The organism is Pseudomonas jinjuensis, from assembly GCF_900103845.1.
GTDB lineage: Bacteria > Pseudomonadota > Gammaproteobacteria > Pseudomonadales > Pseudomonadaceae > Pseudomonas > Pseudomonas jinjuensis.
The window spans coordinates 79002-96891 of record NZ_FNIJ01000007.1 but is presented as its reverse complement, the minus strand read 5'-3'; the positions used below and the strand labels follow the sequence as shown (position 1 = coordinate 96891).

The 17890-nt window shown below is 68.2% G+C and carries 15 protein-coding genes; 6 read left to right on the top strand and 9 right to left on the bottom strand.

Features of this window, described 5'->3' with window-relative positions; translation table 11 throughout:
• Positions 1–89: 89 nt before the first annotated feature.
• The 4 genes from fdhE to fdnG form a co-directional block, all read right to left on the bottom strand.
• Positions 90–1016 carry a formate dehydrogenase accessory protein FdhE gene (gene fdhE / locus BLR75_RS11675; RefSeq protein ID WP_084314177.1) on the bottom strand — a complete coding sequence of 309 codons (927 nt, stop codon included), beginning with the start codon at positions 1014–1016 and terminating at the stop codon, positions 90–92.
• Positions 1017–1470: 454 nt separating this feature from the next.
• Positions 1471–2097: a formate dehydrogenase subunit gamma gene (locus BLR75_RS11670; protein WP_084314178.1), complete on the bottom strand. Its 627-nt coding sequence runs from the start codon at positions 2095–2097 to the stop codon at positions 1471–1473.
• Positions 2098–2148: 51 nt separating this feature from the next.
• Positions 2149–3075: a formate dehydrogenase subunit beta gene (gene fdxH, locus BLR75_RS11665; protein WP_084314179.1), complete on the bottom strand. Its 927-nt coding sequence runs from the start codon at positions 3073–3075 to the stop codon at positions 2149–2151.
• 11 nt (positions 3076–3086) lie between these two features.
• Positions 3087–6161, bottom strand: coding sequence for a formate dehydrogenase-N subunit alpha (fdnG, locus tag BLR75_RS11660; protein ID WP_139207018.1), 3075 nt, complete (start codon positions 6159–6161; stop codon positions 3087–3089).
• Positions 6162–6329: 168 nt separating this feature from the next.
• On the opposite strand from fdnG, the gene BLR75_RS11650 reads away from it, so the two are divergent.
• Positions 6330–6698, top strand: a complete 369-nt coding sequence (locus BLR75_RS11650) for a VOC family protein (protein WP_084314182.1) — start codon at positions 6330–6332, stop codon at positions 6696–6698.
• A gap of 138 nt (positions 6699–6836) precedes the next feature.
• Here BLR75_RS11650 and rhlE1 read toward each other — a convergent pair whose 3' ends face one another.
• Together rhlE1 and BLR75_RS11640 are read right to left on the bottom strand one after the other, a co-directional pair.
• Complete coding sequence (gene rhlE1, locus BLR75_RS11645; protein ID WP_084314183.1) at positions 6837–8171, bottom strand: RNA helicase RhlE1; 1335 nt, start codon at positions 8169–8171, stop codon at positions 6837–6839.
• Between the two features lie 207 nt (positions 8172–8378).
• Positions 8379–8855 (bottom strand): LabA-like NYN domain-containing protein, encoded by a 477-nt coding sequence (locus BLR75_RS11640; RefSeq protein ID WP_084314184.1) that lies wholly within the window; start codon positions 8853–8855, stop codon positions 8379–8381.
• Positions 8856–9115: 260 nt separating this feature from the next.
• Here BLR75_RS11640 and BLR75_RS11635 point away from each other — a divergent pair, with 260 nt between their 5' ends.
• Positions 9116–9778, top strand: a complete 663-nt coding sequence (locus BLR75_RS11635; RefSeq protein WP_084314185.1) for a YciC family protein — start codon at positions 9116–9118, stop codon at positions 9776–9778.
• Positions 9779–9862: 84 nt separating this feature from the next.
• On the opposite strand, the gene BLR75_RS11630 is transcribed toward BLR75_RS11635, so the two are convergent.
• Complete coding sequence (locus BLR75_RS11630) at positions 9863–10702, bottom strand: SDR family oxidoreductase (protein ID WP_084314186.1); 840 nt, start codon at positions 10700–10702, stop codon at positions 9863–9865.
• A gap of 96 nt (positions 10703–10798) precedes the next feature.
• Here BLR75_RS11630 and BLR75_RS11625 point away from each other — a divergent pair, with 96 nt between their 5' ends.
• Entirely contained in the window at positions 10799–11887 is a 1089-nt protein-coding gene (locus tag BLR75_RS11625; RefSeq protein ID WP_084314187.1) for an endonuclease/exonuclease/phosphatase family protein, read from the top strand.
• A gap of 113 nt (positions 11888–12000) precedes the next feature.
• Here BLR75_RS11625 and hrpB read toward each other — a convergent pair whose 3' ends face one another.
• Positions 12001–14529 (bottom strand): ATP-dependent helicase HrpB, encoded by a 2529-nt coding sequence (hrpB, locus tag BLR75_RS11620; protein WP_084314188.1) that lies wholly within the window; start codon positions 14527–14529, stop codon positions 12001–12003.
• A gap of 174 nt (positions 14530–14703) precedes the next feature.
• Here hrpB and BLR75_RS11615 point away from each other — a divergent pair, with 174 nt between their 5' ends.
• Genes BLR75_RS11615 through BLR75_RS11605 form a run of 3 tightly spaced genes read left to right on the top strand, consistent with a single transcriptional unit; the run spans position 14704 to position 16534 of the window.
• On the top strand, positions 14704–15120 hold the full coding sequence (locus BLR75_RS11615; RefSeq protein WP_084314189.1) for a polyribonucleotide nucleotidyltransferase: 417 nt from the start codon (positions 14704–14706) through the stop codon (positions 15118–15120).
• A 2-nt stretch (positions 15121–15122) separates the two neighbouring features.
• Positions 15123–15638: a DinB family protein gene (locus BLR75_RS11610; protein WP_084314190.1), complete on the top strand. Its 516-nt coding sequence runs from the start codon at positions 15123–15125 to the stop codon at positions 15636–15638.
• The gene (locus BLR75_RS11605) at positions 15635–16534 is read left to right on the top strand and encodes a cation diffusion facilitator family transporter (RefSeq protein ID WP_084314191.1); all 900 of its coding nucleotides are present in this window, start codon (positions 15635–15637) and stop codon (positions 16532–16534) included. The genes BLR75_RS11610 and BLR75_RS11605 overlap by 4 nt, the downstream gene beginning before the upstream one ends.
• Here BLR75_RS11605 and BLR75_RS11600 read toward each other — a convergent pair.
• On the bottom strand, positions 16527–17510 hold the full coding sequence (locus tag BLR75_RS11600; RefSeq protein ID WP_090416057.1) for a DUF6515 family protein: 984 nt from the start codon (positions 17508–17510) through the stop codon (positions 16527–16529). The two genes, BLR75_RS11605 and BLR75_RS11600, sit on opposite strands and share 8 nt — an antisense overlap.
• Between the last annotated feature and the right edge of the window lie 380 nt (positions 17511–17890).

Here is a 17890-nt window from a genome sequence, read left to right as displayed (position 1 = left end):
GTTCGGGGAGGTATGGGTCAGTCTAGAAGACTTGAAGTTACGGAGTTGCCGATGCCCCCTGCCCTCTCTCAGGGGCAGGGAGCCGCCGGTCAATCCTCTCCCCCCGGCGCCAGCAGCAGGTTCGGCGCGCGGCGCAGGTAGCCGTCCTCGGACAGGCGCAGGTCCAGCGCCAGGCTGGCGAGGTCGTCGGCCTGGGCTTCGGCGTCGGGGTCGTACTCCAGGTAGAACTGCTTGAGGTAGCCCTGGCAGCCGGGGCAGGTTTCCGCGCGCAGCGGTGCCTGGTCGATGGCGATGCCTTCGCGCTGCAGCGAGTAGTAGGCCAGTCCCTTGCTCTCCTCGCAGTGGCTGCACTTCACCCGCACGTAGTGCCATTCGCAGGAGCACAGCGAGCAGGACAGGTAGCGCAGGCCGTTGTGCCGGCCGCGATGGCGGATCATGCCGGCCACCGGCGGCGCGCCGCAGACCGGGCAGAGGGTGCAGGCGCCGGTTTCGCTGACGGCGTCTTCTGGCAGCGACAGCAGCCAGTGGCTGAAGGCGACCTGCAGGGCGGCGCCGAGGAACGGCACCAGTGCCGCCGGCAGCAGGTCGAACTGGCCGTTGAGCAGCGCCAGCGCCCAGGCCTTGCGCTGGCCGTCCTCCGCTTCGCGCAGGCGATTCAGCGCGTCGCCCACGGCGGGATTGTCCACATGGGCGAGCTCCAGCAGGCCGTCGAGCATCGGCAGCCAGGCGCCTTCGCGGACCAGGGTCTCGTAGGCCAGGGGCGGCATGCCGTGCTTCTGGCTGCGTTCGAGGGCGGTGGTGTCCGGCAACGGCAGATGGGTGCGGTCGAGCAGCCGCTGCTGGGTGTTGCAGATTGAGGCGAGCAGTTTCAGGTAGTCGCCCAGCGGATGGCCCTCGGCCAGCTGGCGCAGGCGCGCGGCGCGGCGGGCGAACAGGTCGTGGGGCGGCAGGTTGAGGAAAGGCGGGATGTTCGCCGAGGCCTCGATCTGGCCCGGTTCGAGAATGGTGCCTGGCACGCAGGACTCCTTGGCCCCCAGGGGCGATGTGAACGGGTTGATGGGAAGACCCATCGTGAAAATCTGGTGGACGTGAAGAGATACGTCCACCCCAGGGTTGTTCCGGTGCGGGATCGTTCGCGAGCAAGCTCGCTCCTACAGGTTTATCGGACCCCCGCGTTCGCAGACATGGCCCGCTTGACACCGGACCTGTAGGAGCCAGGGGGACGCCTGGTTCTTGCTGGCGATCCGGTTTTCCTTCAGCGCCGGTGTGGCCGGATAGTGCGGCTTTCGCCAGCAAGCTGGCTCCTACGAAGAGCGGTGCCAAGTCGCATCATTCTCCCTATCGGCTGTCGGTGTTCCTTGTAGGAGCGCGCCATGCGCGCGACATATTGGCAGCGCCGGGGGTTCGCGGGCATGGCCCGTTCCTACAGGTCCGATGCATCCGTGGACGCAGACGGTCGGAACCAGCGGCTTACGGCTCCCTCCCCTTGCCCACTTCCTTCAGCCAGGCCGAATGGTGCTTGCGCGCCCAGGCGCGGCTGACCCAGCCGCCGAGCATCGCGTCCATCGAGCCCTTGACCCAGATGGCCGAGTAGATGTGCACGATGATCGAGCAGATCAGCACGAAGGCGGAGAAGGCGTGCAGCAGCACGGCGAGGCGGATGATCTCGATGCCGAACCAGGCGCTGAAGTATTCGCGCCAGATGATGAAGCCGGTCAGCAGCAGCACCAGCATGCTGATCAGCAGCACCCAGAACAGCAGCTTCTGCCCGGCGTTGTAGCGGCCGACTTCCGGCAGTTTTTCCTCGCGGTTGTTGACCACGTCGCGCCACTGCTTGAGCCATTGGCGGTCGCGCTGGTCGATGCCGTTGTGGCTGGCGAAGCGGATCGCCAGGACGATGAAGAACAGGAACATCGCCACACCGAGGAACGGGTGCAGGATGCGCGTCCACGGTCCGCCGCCGAACAGGTGGCTGAGCCAGAACAGCGCCGGATGGAACAGCGCCAGCCCGGACAGCCCGGCGAGGATGAACAGGATCGCCACGGCCCAGTGGTTGCTGCGCTCGTTGGCGGTGTAGCGCTGGATTTCTTTCTTCATGATGCGACTCCCCGGATCCCCTCCCCCGCAACGGGAGAGGGGATCGACCTGTCACTGCGGCCCCTTCGGATCGTATGGATGCACCGAGGGATCGATCTTGTGCACCGCCGGCTCGACGTTGTGCGGCTCGTCTTCCTCGACCACGTTGCGCCCGGTGCGCACGTAGTGGAAGAAGCCCATCAGCGCCACCGCGCCCATGCCGAGCAGCGCCAGCGGCTTGGTCACGCCCTTCCACAGGCTGACCATGGGGCTGATGGCCGGCTCGTCCGGCAGGCCGGTGTACACCGATGGCTTGTCCGCGTGGTGCAGCACGTACATCACGTGGGTGCCACCGACGCCTTCGGGGTCGTACAGCCCGGCGTGCTCGAAGCCGCGCGACTTCAGGTCGGCGATGCGCCCGGCGGCATGCTCCTTCATGTCGTCCTTGGTGCCGAAGACGATGGCGCCGGTCGGGCAGGTCTTCACGCAGGCCGGCTCCAGCCCCGCCGAGACGCGGTCGGAACACAGGGTGCACTTGTACGCCTTGTGGTCCTTCTGCGAGATGCGCGGGATGTCGAAGGGGCAGCCGGTGATGCAGTAGCCGCAGCCGATGCAGTGGTCCTGGTTGAAGTCGACGATGCCGTTGGCGTACTTCACGATCGCCCCCGGGCTCGGGCAGGCCGCCAGGCAGCCCGGCTCGGCGCAGTGCATGCAGCCGTCCTTGCGGATCAGCCATTCCAGCTTGCCCGGCTCGCTCTCGTACTCGGTGAAGCGCATGAGCGTCCAGGTCTCGCCGGTCAGGTCCGCCGGGTTGTCGTAGGTGCCGTGGTTCTGTCCGACGTCGTCGCGCAGCTCGTTCCATTCCGAGCAGGCGACCTGGCAGGCCTTGCAGCCGATGCACTTGGACACGTCGATGAGTTTCGCCACTTCGTCGACCTGGCGCACCGAGGATACCGGCGTGGTGGTGGCGGAGCGGGCGATGATGTCTTGTGATGCCATGGCTCAGCTCCTCATGCCTTTTCCACGTTGACCAGGAACGCCTTGAACTCCGGCGTCTGCGTATTGCCGTCGCCGACGAAGGGAGTCAGGGTGTTGGTCAGGTAGCCGTTGCGCGCCACGCCGGAGAAGCCCCAGTGCAGCGGGATGCCGACCTGGTGGATGGTCTTGCCGTCCACCTGCAGCGGCATCAGGCGCTTGGTCACCACCGCCACGGCCTTGATGTGGCCGCGGTTGGAGGAAACCTGCACCCGGTCGCCGGCCTTGATCCCCCGCTCGTTGGCCAACGCCTCGCCGATCTCGACGAACTGCTCGGGCTGGGTGATCGCGTTCAGCCGGCAGTGCTTGGTCCAGAAGTGGAAGTGCTCGGTCAGGCGATAGGTAGTGGCGACATAGGGGAATTCATCCGCCTTGCCGAACACTTCCATGTCGCCCTTGAACACCCGCGCCGCCGGGTTGCTGGTGGCCTTCGGGTTGTCCGGGTGCAACGGGTTGCGCCCGATCGGCGTCTCGAACGGCTCGTAGTGCTCGGGGAACGGCCCTTCGGTCATCTTGTCGACGGCGAAGAAACGCGCCACGCCTTCCGGGTTCATGATGAACGGCGTCATCCCTGCCTCCGGCGGCGAGTCGAGCTTGAAGTCCGGCGTGTCGGTACCGGCCCAGGACGTGCCGTTCCACCACACCAGGCGTTTCTTCACCGGGTCCCACGGCTTGCCGCTGGGGTCGGCCGAGGCGCGGTTGTAGAGAATCCGCCGGTTGGCCGGCCACGACCAGGCCCAGTTGAGGGTCTGGCCCATGCCATAGGGGTCGGCGTTGTCGCGCCGGGCCATCTGGTTGCCCTGCTGCGTCCAGCAGCCGGCGAAGATCCAGCAGCCGCTGGCGGTCGAACCGTCCGCCCGCAGCACGGCGAAGCCCGGGACCTGCTCGCCGGCCTTGACCAGCACCGCGCCGGTCGCCGGGTCGGTGATGTCGGCGAGGGCCTTGCCGTTGAACTCGCGGGCCAGTTCCTCGGCCGACGGCTCGTCCGGCTGCAGGTACGGCCAGTCGATGTTGAGGATCGGCGCGGGATAGGCGCCGCCATCCTTGCTGTACATCTCGCGCAGGCGCATGAACAGGCCGGCCATGATGGAGATGTCGGTGCGCGCCTGGCCGGGCGGCTCGGCGCCCTTCCAGTGCCACTGCAGCCAGCGCCCGCTGTTGATCAGCGAGCCGTTCTCCTCGGCGAAGCAGGTGGTCGGCAGGCGGTACACGGTGGTCTTGATGCTGGCCGTGTCGACGTCGTTGTACTCGCCGGCGTTGCGCCAGAACTCCGAGGTCTCGGTGGCCAGCGGGTCCATGATCACCAGGTACTTCAGCTTGGCCAGCGCGGCGCCGACCTTGGCCTTGTTGGGGAACGAGGCGATCGGGTTGAAGCCCTGGCAGAAGTAACCGTTGACCTGGCCCTGGTACATCATGTCGAAGACCTTGAGCACGTCGTAGCCGGGGATGTCCAGCTTCGGCAGCCATTCGTAACCCCAGTTGTTGCCCGCCGTGGCGTTCTTGCCGTACCAGGACTTCATCAGGCTGACGTGGAACTTCTCGTAGTTCTGCCAGTACGACAGCTGCCCCGGACGCAGCGGCTTGGTGGTGCGCTTGGCGATGTAGGCGGCGTAGTCCTGCTCGGCGTCGCCCGCCAGGGTCAGGTAGCCCGGCAGCAGGTTGGAGAGCAGGCCGAGGTCGGTCAGCCCCTGGATGTTGGAGTGACCGCGCAGGGCGTTCATCCCGCCGCCCGGCATGCCGATGTTGCCCAGCAGCAACTGCACCATGGCGCCGGTGCGGATCATCTGCGAGCCCACCGAGTGCTGGGTCCAGCCGAGGGCGTACATGATGGTCATGGTCTTGTTCGGCACCGAGGTCTCGGCGATGGTCTCCCAGACCTTCAGCATCCGTTCCTTCGGCGTGCCGCAGATGTTGCTGACCACGTCCGGCGTGTAGCGGCTGTAGTGCTCCTTCATCAGGTTGAACACGCAGCGCGGATGCTGCAGCGTCGGGTCGACCCTGGCGAAGCCGTCCTCGCCCAGCTCGTAGCTCCAGGCGGACTTGTCCGGGTACGCGCGCTTCTCGGCGTCGTAGCCGTTGAACAGGCCGTCCTGGAAGCCGAAGCCTTCCTTCACGATGAAGCTGGCGTCGGTGTAGTTCTTCACGTACTCGTGCTGGATCTTGTCGTTCTGGATCAGGTAGCTGATCAACCCGCCGAGGAACGCGATGTCGGTACCGGCACGGATCGGCGCGTAGAGGTCGGCCACCGAGGCGGAACGGGTGAAGCGCGGGTCGACCACCACCAGCCGCGCGTTGTTGTGCGCCTTGGCTTCGGTCACCCACTTGAATCCGCACGGGTGCGCTTCGGCGGCGTTGCCGCCCATGATGAGTACCAGGTCCGCATTCTTGATGTCGGACCAGTGGTTGGTCATGGCGCCGCGGCCAAACGTCGGAGCAAGACTTGCTACCGTCGGGCCGTGTCAGACACGCGCCTGGTTGTCGAAACCGAGGATGCCGAGGGAACGAACCACCTTGTGGGTGATGTAGCCGGCCTCGTTGGACGACGCCGAGGCGGCGAGGAAGCCGGTGCTCAGCCAGCGGTTCACCGTCTGGCCCTTGTCGTTCTTCTCGATGAAGTTGGCGTCGCGGTCCTCTTTCACCAGCCTGGCGATGCTGTCCAGCGCCTCGTCCCAGCTGATGCGCTTCCACTCGCTGGAACCGGGTTCGCGCACTTCCGGGTACTTCAGGCGGTTCGGGCTGTGGACGAAGTCCAGCAGGCCGGCGCCTTTCGGGCAGAGCGTGCCGCGGTTGACCGGGTGATCGGGGTCACCCTCGATGTGGATGATGTTCTGCGCGACGTTCTTCGCTGCGTCGCCCTGGCTGTACATCAGCAGGCCGCAGCCAACGGAGCAGTAGGGGCAGGTATTGCGCGTCTCGACGGTACGCGCGAGCTTGAAATGGCGGACCTGGTCGGCGAAGGCTGCCGGGGGCGCTACCCCCAGAGCCGCCAGGCTCGATCCTCCAAGGCCTAGGGCGCAGACCTTGAAGAATTGCCGACGGTTCATATCCATCGTGCGTCTCCTGATCAGGCAACGGGCGCCGGAACATTGCCGGCCGCCTCGTAACCTCTAAAGATAGTCAAGAAGCGGCGGGGTGCCAGCATTGGCGCACGATCCTTGCATCATGGGGCTCCGCGGCGGGCTAGACTGCCCGTCACCTCTCCAGCAGGAAACCCGCCCATGAGCACGCTCGGCAGCGTCGAACTGAAAGTCTTCCTCCCCGCCCGCGACTACGCCCTGTCGCAGGACTTCTACCGCGACCTGGGCTTTTCCACCGGCTGGGTCTCGGACGAGCTGACCTATTTCCACCACGGCGACCACTGCGCCTTCCTGCTGCAGAACTTCTACGTCCGGGAGTTCGCCGAGAACCTGATGATGCATCTGCTGGTGGAGGACGTGGATGGCTGGTGGCGCAGGGTCCGCGATGCCGACCTCGCCGGGCGCTACGGTGTGCGTTGCAGCGAACTGCTGGACCAGCCGTGGAAGATGCGCGACTTCACCCTGCATGACCCGAGCGGGGTGTTGTGGAGGGTTGCGCAGAATATCTAGCTCTCGCTCGAACCTTGTAGGGAGCCAGCTTGCTGGCGACTGGACTTACCGGCAGCGACGGAGGGGCCGGCTGATCGCCAGCAAGCTGGCTCCTACAGGTTCATCGCGCGTAGTCATCCCCGCGACAACGAAAGGCCCCTACCTCGGCTTCTTCGCCTTCCCCGGCACCGCCCTGGCGAACCCCGGCGCCTTGCGCACGGCCTTCACCTGCGGCTTGTCGTCGAGCAGGCCGCCGAGGTGGATGCGCCCCGCCTTGCCGGCGTCCGGCACCTTCGGCTGCTTGGGCTTCTTCGGCTTCTTCAGCACCTGGCCGCCCGCGGTAGTCTGCGGTACCCGGTGCTCCGGCTCGAAGCCCTCTTCCTCGCGGCGCTGCAGGGTCTGGCCGATCAGCGTCTCGATGGCCGCCAGCAGCTGCACCTCGTCGGCGCAGACCAGCGACAGCGCCTGCCCCGTCGCCCCGGCGCGGCCGGTGCGGCCGATGCGGTGCACGTAGTCCTCGGCGACGATGGGCAGATCGAAGTTGACCACCAGCGGCATTTCCTCGATATCCAGGCCGCGGGCGGCGACGTCGGTGGCGACGAGGAAGTCCACCTCGCCGGCCTTGAATCGCTGCAATGCGCGCAGACGCGCCGGCTGCGGCTTGTCGCCGTGGATCGAGTCGGCGGCCAGGCCCGCCTGCTGCAGCAGCCCGACCAGTTCCTCGACGCCCTTGCGGGTCTTGGCGAAGACCAGCGCCTGGCGCCAGCGGTTGGCCTGCTGCAGGTGCAGGAACAGCTCGGCCTTGCGCTTCTTGTCCACCGGCACCAGCCATTGCTTCACCGTCTTCGCCGCGGTGTTGCGCGGGGTGACCTCGATGGTCAGCGGATCGCTCAGCAGTCCGGCGGCCATCTGGCGGATGGCGTCGGAGAAGGTCGCGGAGAACAGCAGGGTCTGCCGGCGCGCGGGCAGCGCGGCGAAAAGCTCGTCCAGCTCGCGGGCGAAGCCGAGGTCGAGCATGCGGTCGGCCTCGTCGAGCACCAGGGTCTGCAGCTGGGCGAACTTCACCGCGTTCTGCCGGTACAGGTCGAGCAGCCGCCCCGGCGTCGCCACCAGCACGTCGACGCCCTTGCGCAGCTTCAGCATCTGCGGGTTGATGCTCACCCCGCCGTAGGCCACGGCGGTGCGCAGCGGCACGTGCTGGCCGTAGGCGCGGAAGCTGGCGTGGACCTGCTCGGCCAGCTCGCGGGTCGGCACCAGCACCAGCGCCCGCGCCGAATTGGCCGCCACCTGCGGACCTTCCTGGAGCAGACGCTGCAACAGCGGCAGGGCGAAACCGGCGGTCTTGCCGGTGCCGGTCTGCGCCGCGGCGAGCAGGTCGCGGCCCTTGAGCACGGCGGGAATGGCCCTGGCCTGCACCGGCGTCGGCGTCTTGTAGTCGAGCCCTTCGAGGGCGCGCAGCAGGGGTTCGATCAGGCCGAGGGAGGCGAAGGTCATGGAGGGCTCGCAGAGAAACGGAAGTAATGAGGGAATTGTAACCGACGCGCTGGGGGGAGACTTCAGCGCTGGCCTGGAGATCGCGGGCATGGCCCGCTCCTACAGACGGTCCGGAGTTGCGGGCATCGCCGTCGTGTAGGGCGCATGACGCGCCAGCGTCATCCGCCGCCAGGCTCGACGTGAGAGTGAGTGAAGGAATACTGGAGGTCAGTTCCGCAGCAACAACCCACCCTCGATCGGCACGTAGCGCGTCGCGGCGCGGATCAGCGCGTGGGCGGTCAGCCCCGGCACGCCGTAGGCGACGGCCTCGCGCCCGCCGGCACGCACCCGTTCCAGCAGCAGGTCGAAGTCGCCGTCGCCGGAAGCCAGCACCACCTCGTCGACCCGCGCGGCGGCGTCGAGCACATCGATGGTGATGCCGACGTCCCAGTCGCCCTTGGCCGAACCGTCGCTGCGCTGGATGTAGGGCTTCAGCTTCACGGTGAAGCCGAGGTTGCGCAGGATCTGCTGGAACTGCTGCTGTTTCGCATCGCCGCGGTCGATGGCGTAGGCATAGGCCTCGACGATCTGCCCCTCGCGGCTGACGTCCTTCCACAGCGCCGCATAGTTGAAATGGCAGCCATAGGCCTGACGCACGGTGTAGTAGAGGTTCTGCACGTCGGCGAACAGGGCGATGGTCTTCAAGGGCGGCTCCGGAATGACGGCGGGCCGGCATTATCGCAGCCCGCCGGCATTCCGCCAGTGCGACTGGACGAAGCCGCCGTCGTCGCCCCGGATTTCATTTGCCGTGGCCTCGGGTACGAATGCGGATTTGCACCTAGATTTGGATCGATGGCCCGGAAAACGAGTTCCTGGCCAGTGAAGGGACTCCACCGTGCCATGCTGGCCTGGCGCTGGGCGCATCGGTTAGAGTCCAAGGCCCGCTCTGTCTTGTTGCAGCCCCGATGAATCCCATTTCCATCCTGCGCGACGCCTGGTATTTCTTCAGCCGCCACATCGGCACGCTGCTGCCGCTGTGCCTGCCATGGATCGTCCTGGAAACCCTGGTCCAGCAGCAGATCGAGCAGGCCTCCGGCTCGCCGCAGTTCGGCCCCTGGGGGCTGGCCGCCGGGCTGGTGTTCTACCCGCTGTACACCGCCAGCCTGATCCTCTTCCTGGTCGACCGCGGCGAAGGGCGGGAGCGCGGCATCGGCGAAATCTGGAACGCGGCGCTGCGCCTGTGGCCGGCCTTCGCGCTGCTCTCGGCGCTGACCTCGCTGCTGATCGTGATCGGCCTGTCGCTGATGTTCCTGCCCGGCATCTACATCATGATCAAGCTGGCATTCGCCGAATTCCTCCTGATCACCCGCGGGCTGCGGCCGATAGACGCGATGCGCGAGAGCTACCGGCTGACCACCGGGCACTTCTTCCTGCTGCTGCTCACCGCCATGGCGATCCTCGCGCCGGTGTGGCTGGCCAACGGCTGGATTCTCCAGGCCACCGAGGGCTCGCCGCTGCTCGGCATCGTGCTGAACTCGATCAGCAGTTTCTTCCAGCTGCTGCTGACGGTGGCGGCCTACCGCATCTTCATCCTCTGCCCTGACGAGCAGCAGACCCCGACCGCCTGAGCGAGGCGCTTCATGCGCCGTTGGTTTCTGGCGGATGACGCTGGCGCGTCATGCGCCCTACGAAAACCGTGCCCGGCGTCGAGATCAGGGTTTCCCCGGCTTCAGCCCGGACATCCTGGGCACCAGCAGCTTCTCGAACAGGCGCGGGAAGAAACGCGCCAGGATGCGCGCGCGCCAGTTGACGTTGGACAGGATCAGCAGCCGCTTGCGGCGCATCGCGCCCTGGATGATCGCCTCGGCGACGTCGTGCGGCGAGGCCACTTCGCTGCCCAGCACCGCCGCCGGCTGGCGGATCACCGAACCATCGCCGAGCAGGGCGTTCTTGCGCAGGTCGGTGGCGGTGAAGCCCGGGCAGACCAGCGTCACCGCCACGCCGCTGCCGTCGAGTTCCATGCGCAGAGTGTCGAACAGGCCGTGCAGGGCGTGCTTGCTGGCGTTGTAGGCGCTGCGGTAGAGCAGCGGGGCGAAGCCGGTCAGCGAACTGAGCACAATGATCTGCCCGCGCCGCGCCAGCAGGCTGGGCAGCGCCGCCTGGGTGCAGTGCACGGCGCCATGGAAGTTCACCGCCATCACCCGCTGGAACACCGCGAGGTCGGTGTCGGCGAACAGGCTGCGGTGGGTGATGCCGGCGTTGTTCACCAGCACGTCGATGCCGCCGAAGCGCTCGATGGCCAGCGCCACCGCGCTGCGCACCGCCTCGGCGTCGGTGATGTCGCAGCGCAGGCCGAGGGCCTCGGCGTTGAGGTGTTGCCGCAGGTGCTGGGTGAGACTGTCCAGCGCGGCCTGGTCGAGGTCGAGGATCACCAGCTTCGCCCCGGCCTGGGCGAAGCGCAGCACCAGCGCCCGGCCGATTCCCGAGCAGCCGCCGGTGACCAGCGCCACCTTGTGCTGGTAGACCCTGCTGGAGAAGACCTTGCGCCGCATTGCCGGTTTCCTCGAAGGGGCCGCGCGGAACAGCGGGTGAAATGCGCGGTCGCAGCCACTATGCTCTCGTCCATCCAAGCATAGCCCTGGGAACCCATGAGCTTGTCCCGAACCCTGCGCATCGCCCTGTCAGCCCTGCTCCTGCTCATCGCCAGCCTCGCCGCCCTCGCCTACCTGCTCGCCTGGCATCCCGCCGCGCGGGAAACGCTGACGCCGGTATGCCGCACCCCGGCGCCACAACTGCAGCCCGGCCAGGCGCTGAAGGTGATGACCTGGAACGTGCAGTACCTGGCCGGCAAGCGCTACGTGTTCTGGGACGACCTGCCGGACGCCGTCGGCCCGGACGAGAAGCCGACCGCCGAGGACATCGCCTACACCCTCGACGAAGTAGTGCGGGTGGTCCGCGAGGAAGCGCCGGACGTGCTGCTGCTGCAGGATGTCGACGCCGGCGCCGCCGCCACCGGCCATCAGGACCAGCAGGCGCTGCTCGCCGAGCGCCTGGCCGATCTCTACCCGTGCAGCGCCCAGACCTTCGACTGGAAGTCGCGCTTCAACCCCAACCCGCACGTGTTCGGCAGCGTGGGGCGCAAGCTGGTCACCTTCAGCCGCTTCCAGATCGCCCGCGCGGAACGCCTGTCCCTGCTGCACCACGAAGGCATCCCGCTGGCCCGCCTGTTCGCCCGCCAGCCGGCGCTGCTGCTCAGCGAACTGCCGATTCGCGACGGCAAGCCGCTCACGCTGCTCAACACCCGCCTGCAGCGGCCGCGGAGCAAGGCCGGCGACCATCCGGCGCAACAGATCGGCGTGCTGGAAGACCACCTGGCGCGCCTGCAGGCGTCCGGCGCGCCCTGGCTGCTCGGCGGCGACTTCGGCCTGCTGCCGCTGGGGCAGTATCCCTACCTGCCGGACGTGCTGCGCCGGCCGTACCGCGCCAACAGCGAGCTGAACCTTTTGACCGCGCGCTACCCGATGGTCCCCTCCCTGCCGGAAGCCAGCGGCACCGACCAGCAGCGCTGGTACACCTACTTCCCCAACGACCCGCGGGTGAAGGGACCGGACCGCACGCTGGACTACCTGTTCCACAGCCCGTCGCTCAGCCGCCTCGATGCGGCGGTGCGCAGCGAGGACACGCTGCGGATTTCCAATCACCTGCCGTTGAGTGGGCGGTTCCTGTTGCCGCATTGAGCCCCGGACATGTAGGAGCCAGCTTGCTGGCGATCCGAGGCTTCAACTGGCAACCAGGTATCCGGCGAAACATCAATGATCGCCAGCAAGCTGGCTCCTACAGGTTCTGTGCCCTACTTGCGCGGCTTGGCCCGCGCCGTCGGTTCGGCGATCAACGGATCATCCGGCCAGTAATGCTTCGGATACCGCCCCTTCAGGTCCTTCTTCACCTCGGCATAGGTACTGCGCCAGAAGTTCGCCAGGTCCTGGGTCACCTGCACCGGGCGCTGCGCCGGGGACAGCAGGTGCAGCTTCACCGCCAGCCGGCCGCCGGCGATGCGCGGGGTGTCGGCGAGGCCGAAGAGTTCCTGCAGGCGCACCGCCAGCACCGGCGGGAACTCGCTGTAGTCCAGGCGGATGTTCGAGCCCGAGGGCACCTGCAGGGTGCGCGGCGCCTGTTCGTCGAGGCGCTGCGGCAGCGGCCAGGGCAGCAGGCCGTGGAGGATGCCGGGCAGCTCCAGGTTGGCGAAGTGCGCCAGCCGCGAGACCTTGCCGAGGTACGGCAGCAGCCAGTCTTCCAGCGAATCGAGCAGCGCAGCATCGCTGACGTCCGGCCACTCGCTCTCGCCCTTGCCGTCCAGATCGAGACGCCGCAAAAGGCCGATCCGCGCCTGCCACTGGCGCAATTCCGGAGTCCACGGCAGCAGCTCCAGGCCCTTGCGCCGGACCAGCCCGAGCAGGGCGCGGCCGCGCGCTTCCGCGTCCAGTCCGGGCAGCGCCTCGCGGCTCAGCACCAGTTCGCCGACGCGGCGCTGGCGTTCGGCGCGCAGCACGTTTTCGCGTTCGTCCCAGTCCAGTTCGTCGCGCACCGTCACCTGCTCGGCGAGGATCGATTCGAACAGCGCCGGATCGAGCGCCGCCGCCAGGTAGATGCGCTCCTCGCGCTGGCCCTGGCGGCTGCCGAGGTCGGCGACAACCAGCCAGGCTTCCTTCATCAGCGCGTCCGGCTCGGCGAACAGCGCGGCGCGGCCGTTGGCCAGGCGGTATTCGCCGCCGCCGGCGCGGCGCTGCTGGGCGATGCGGTCGGGATAGGCGAAGGCCAGCAGGCCGCCGAGCCAGCGCGGATGATCCGGGTCGGCCACCGGCTCGGCCGGCTGGCCGCGCAGGTAGCCGCGGAACTGCCGCGACAGCTGCCGCACCCGTTGTACCGCGCCACGGTTGCCGCGCGGCGCGCCCGCTTCGCCGGCGAGCAGGGCCAGGCGCTGGTGCAGGTCGGCGTCGCCGCCACGCAGGATGTCGCGCTCGCCGAGCAGCGCGGCGAGATCGCAGGCCATCTGCCCCAGGCCGAGGGCATGCCCACGCAGCAGCAGATGGGCGATGCGCGGGTGCGCCGGCAGCTCGGCCATGGCCTGGCCGTGGGCGGTCAGGCTGCCGCCGCCGGAACGGGAGGCCAGCGCGCCGAGGCGTTCCAGCAGGTCCAGCGCCTGGGCGTAGGCGGCGGACGGCGGCGCATCCAGCCAGGCCAGTTCGCCCGGCGCCACGCCCCAGCGCACCAGTTGCAGGGCCAGGCCGGCGAGGTCGGCCTGGAGGATTTCCGCCGTGCCATGGGCCGCCAGCTGGTCGTGCTGGGTTTCCGACCACAGCCGGTAGCAGGCGCCGGGCTCCAGTCGCCCGGCACGACCGGCGCGCTGGGTGGCGGAGGCGCGGGAGATGCGCTGGGTGTCCAGGCGGGTCATGCCGCTGCCCGGATCGAAGCGCGGCACCCGCGCCAGGCCGGCATCCACCACCACGCGCACGCCGTCGATGGTCAGGCTGGTCTCGGCGATGTTGGTCGCCAGCACCACCTTGCGCTTTCCGGCCGGCGCCGGCTCGATGGCGGCGCGCTGGGCGGACAGCTCCAGTTCGCCATGCAGCGGGCAGAGCAGCACCTCGTCGCGCCCGGCCAGCGCCTCGCCCAGTTGTTCGGCGACGCGACGGATCTCGGCCTGCCCGGGGAGGAACACCAGCAGGCTGCCCGGCTCGTCGGCCAGCGCCTGCAGCACCGTCTGCACCACCCGCGGCTCGATGAATTCGCCGGGCTGGAACGGCCGGCCCCAGCGGATATCCACCGGGAACATGCGCCCCTCGCTGCGCACCACCGGCGCAGCGTCGAGCAGCGCGGACAGCCGTTCGCCCTCCAGGGTGGCGGACATCACCAGCACCTTCAGCGGTGGCTCGTCGCGCAGCAGGGCGCGGCCGTTGAGGGTCAGCGCCAGCGCGAGGTCCGCGTCGAGACTGCGTTCGTGGAACTCGTCGAAGATCACCAGGCCGACGCCTTCCAGCGCCGGATCGTCCTGCAGGCGGCGGGCGAGGATGCCTTCGGTGACCACCTCGATGCGCGTCCTCGGCCCGACCTTGCTCTCCAGGCGGATGCGGTAGCCGACGGTTTCGCCGATCTTCTCCCCCAGTTCGCTCGCCAGCCGCTCGGCCGCCGCCCGCGCGGCCAGCCGGCGCGGTTCGAGCATGAGGATGCCCTGCCCGGCCAGCCAGGGTTCGTCGAGCAGCGCCAGCGGCACGCGGGTGGTCTTGCCGGCGCCGGGCGGCGCTTCCAGCACCACCTCGTGGCGCTCGGTCAGGGCCTCGCGCAGGGCGGGAAGCACGCTGTCGATGGGAAGGGAATTCATGCCGGCTCCTGGAGAACTGCGCAATGGCGAATGCAAACCGGCGATTATAAACGCCGAACCGGACGCAACCGCCGGCGGTCAAGGAAAGCGAGGGCAGGTATTTCCCGCCAGCCCGATAGAGGCCGACATACGGCGTTGATATAGTTGTTCGAACCATCGTTCCGGAGGTCATCCATGCGTCTTGCCACCCGTGTTTCCTGCGCGGTTCTCAGTGCCGCCCTGCTCGCCCAGCTGAGCGCCTGCGGGACCATCTTCTATCCCGACCGCCGTGGCCAGATCGACGGCCGCATCGACCCGGCCATCGCCGTGTTCGATGCCATCGGACTGCTGTTCTATGTCATCCCGGGCCTGATCGCCTTCGGCGTAGACTTCGCCACCGGCGCCATCTACCTGCCCGACGACAAGGTTTCGGTGGCCCCGGAAAAACTCAAGGACGCCGTCGGCCCCGACGGCAGCATCGACCGAGCCAAGCTCAAGGCGATCATCCAGCGCGAGACCGGCCGCAGCCTGCCGCTCGACGACCCGCGTCTGCTCCAGCGCAACGGTGACCTCCAGCAACTGGCAAGTCTTGGCCTCCACAGAGGAGCCTGAAAATGAAAGGTCCGCTCGTCGCACACGTGGAAAAACTGCTCGCCTACCACCAGTGGGCCTACGAACGCATCCTCGGCGCCCTGGCACCGGTGGACGATGCGGACTACCGCGCCGAGCGCGGGCTGTTCTTCGGCAGCCTGCACGGCACCCTCAACCACCTGGCGATGGTCGACCGCATCTGGCTCGGCCGCGTGACCGGCCAGCCCTGGCAGTTCGAGCGGCTGGACAGCGAGGTCGCCCACGAGCGCGACGAACTCGCCGCCTACCTCGCCGAAGGCATGGCGGAGTGGAAGGACTGGCTGGCGAAACAGGACGACACGTCCCTGCGCCTGCCACTGGACTACCGCAACATGGCCGGCCAGGACCTCCGCCAGTCGCTGCTGGACGTCATCCAGCACCTGGTCAACCACGGCACCCATCACCGCGGCCAGATGAGCGCGGCGCTGACCGCCCTCGGCCAGCCCGCCCCGATGCTCGACTACATCTATTTCCTGCCCGAACGCCAGGACACCCAATGATCTCAAGCGCCCTGCCAGCCCGTCGTCTCATGCGGCTGGCGACGCTCGCCTCGCTGGGCGTGGCGTTCACCCTGATCGTCGCCAAGGCGATCGCCTGGTGGCTGAGCGGCTCGGTCAGCCTGCTCGCCGGCCTCACCGACTCGCTGCTGGACGGCGCCGCCTCCTTCCTCAACCTGCTGGCGGTGCACTACGCGATCCGCCCGGCGGACGACGACCACCGCTACGGCCACGGCAAGGCGGAGTCCCTGTCCGGCCTGGCGCAGGCGCTGTTCATCGCGGTCAGCGCGCTGCTGGTCGGCGCCCAGGCGGGTGACCGCCTGCTGCATCCGCAACCGCTAGAGGCCACCGGCTGGGGCATCGCCGTGATGATCCTGTCGCTGGCGCTGACCGCCGGCCTGCTGGCGTTCCAGCGCCACGTGGTGAAGCTCACCGGCTCCACCGCCATCCGCGCCGATTCGCTGCACTACCGCTCGGACCTGCTGCTCAACAGCAGCATCCTGGTCGCGCTGATCCTCGCCGGCTACGGCTGGCAGCGCCTGGATGCGGTGTTCGGGCTGGGCATCGCGCTGTACATCCTGTGGAGCTCGCTGCACATCGCCCGCGAGTCGGTGGCGGTGCTGATGGACGAGGAACTGCCGCAGGAGGTCAGCGAGCGCATGCACCAGCTGGTCTGCAGCGTCCCCGGCGTGCTCGGCGCGCATGACCTGCGCACGCGGATTTCCGGCACCCACTGGTTCGTCCAGCTGCATCTGGAACTGCCCGGCGAGCTGACCCTGTCGCGCGCCCACACCCTGTGCGACGAGGCGGTGCTGGCGATCCACCGGGAGTTCCCGCGGGCCGAGGTGCTGGTGCACGCCGACCCGCAGGAAGTGGTGGGCAAGGAAACCATCAGTTGATGCTGTAGCCGCGCCCGGCCAGGCAGGCGCCGATGGCGTTGCGGTACTGCTCGGCGACTTCCGGCGGCGGCGCGTTGGTGGCGGCCGCCGGGTCGAACTGGCTCTCCCCTACCGCCCAGCGGTGGCACTCGTAGCGATCGCGATCCTGCTGTTCCGGCGGCTGGCCACTTTCCGGGGAGGCGACCACGTCGTAGCTGTTCGACGCCAGGCTGGACTCTTCGCTCTGCGGCGGCGCGACCGACTGGTAGGTCTGCGTCTCCGCCTGCCAGACGTAGTAGTTGCCGGCGGCGAAGAAGTACGGCACGGCGCCGACCCAGAGCTGCTGCGCATAGCTCGGCATGTACGGAATGCTCACCCCGTAAGGCGGCACGATCAGCATGTAGCGCGCGCCCATCGGGCGGTACCAGTAGCCATCCTTGAAGTAGAAGCGGCGCCCCTGCCAGGACACCTCGCTGTTGCCGTCCGGCACCCGGTCCACCATCCGTCCCGGACGCCAGTCCGGCGGATGCGGCCCCCAGTTGCCGCGCCCCGCCTTGTCCGCGCCCGGCGGCCTGGGCGGCGGCGGACCGGGCGGCATGCCGACCACGTCGCCATAGGCATCCTTCGGCAGCGGCGCGGTGGTGCCGAGCACCCACTGCGCGCCGACGTAGATCGGCGTTCCCGGCAACTGCCCCGGCCCCAGCGCCTGCGGCTGGTCCTGCGGCGGGCCGGGGTAGGACATGGTGTCCAGCCACTGGCCGATCCGGCGGTCCGGGTTCAGCCGCTGGCTGTCGGGAAAGGCGGGATAGACCGGGTAGGAATACTGGTCCAGCCACTGGCCCACGCCGCCGTGCGGGCTGGCGTAGTAGCCGCTGGAACGCTGCAGCCACTGGCCCACCGGAGGCCCGGAATCCGTACCCTCATCGGCGGCGAAGGCCGGCGCCACGAGCAATGTGAACAGGCCCGCCCCGGCGATGCGCCAGACGCTCGATTTCATGGTTTCCTCACCCCCGGCCTGCCGGGCACCTGCTGACTGTGATGAAGAAAGAGTATCTCCAGTTGACACCGCTTGCCTGCCGGGGCGATGGGTATCGCGATGCTCAACCCATCCTACTCACTCCCGGCCCCCACAGATTCGCAGGCGAGCCCGTAGGATGGGTTGAGCGCAGCGATACCCATCAATCTCGCAGGCAAGAAAAAAGGGAGGTCATTGACCTCCCTTCGGGAAACTCGTCCTGGCTCGTCGCTGTTGGCGCCGGCTCACCTCGCTCCACCTTCTGGGCGGTGCGTAGCCCGGGGGCCGGCTCGACCCTGTGGGGTCGGCGGCCACGATGCGCCTGATTGGGCGGATCGTGCTGGACGCGATGTCCGGGCCGT

What these genes read in the sequence shown, in the direction of transcription:
- hrpB (WP_084314188.1), bottom strand. Translation starts at nt 14,529, where the DNA reads ATGAATTCCCTTCCCATCGACAGCGTGCTTCCCGCCCTGCGCGAGGCC.
- BLR75_RS11635 (WP_084314185.1), top strand. Translation starts at nt 9,116, where the DNA reads ATGAATCCCATTTCCATCCTGCGCGACGCCTGGTATTTCTTCAGCCGC.
- BLR75_RS11605 (WP_084314191.1), top strand. Translation starts at nt 15,635, where the DNA reads ATGATCTCAAGCGCCCTGCCAGCCCGTCGTCTCATGCGGCTGGCGACG.
- rhlE1 (WP_084314183.1), bottom strand. Translation starts at nt 8,171, where the DNA reads ATGACCTTCGCCTCCCTCGGCCTGATCGAACCCCTGCTGCGCGCCCTC.
- BLR75_RS11600 (WP_090416057.1), bottom strand. Translation starts at nt 17,510, where the DNA reads ATGAAATCGAGCGTCTGGCGCATCGCCGGGGCGGGCCTGTTCACATTG.
- BLR75_RS11630 (WP_084314186.1), bottom strand. Translation starts at nt 10,702, where the DNA reads ATGCGGCGCAAGGTCTTCTCCAGCAGGGTCTACCAGCACAAGGTGGCG.
- BLR75_RS11615 (WP_084314189.1), top strand. Translation starts at nt 14,704, where the DNA reads ATGCGTCTTGCCACCCGTGTTTCCTGCGCGGTTCTCAGTGCCGCCCTG.
- fdxH (WP_084314179.1), bottom strand. Translation starts at nt 3,075, where the DNA reads ATGGCATCACAAGACATCATCGCCCGCTCCGCCACCACCACGCCGGTA.
- BLR75_RS11625 (WP_084314187.1), top strand. Translation starts at nt 10,799, where the DNA reads ATGAGCTTGTCCCGAACCCTGCGCATCGCCCTGTCAGCCCTGCTCCTG.
- BLR75_RS11670 (WP_084314178.1), bottom strand. Translation starts at nt 2,097, where the DNA reads ATGAAGAAAGAAATCCAGCGCTACACCGCCAACGAGCGCAGCAACCAC.
- BLR75_RS11610 (WP_084314190.1), top strand. Translation starts at nt 15,123, where the DNA reads ATGAAAGGTCCGCTCGTCGCACACGTGGAAAAACTGCTCGCCTACCAC.
- BLR75_RS11650 (WP_084314182.1), top strand. Translation starts at nt 6,330, where the DNA reads ATGAGCACGCTCGGCAGCGTCGAACTGAAAGTCTTCCTCCCCGCCCGC.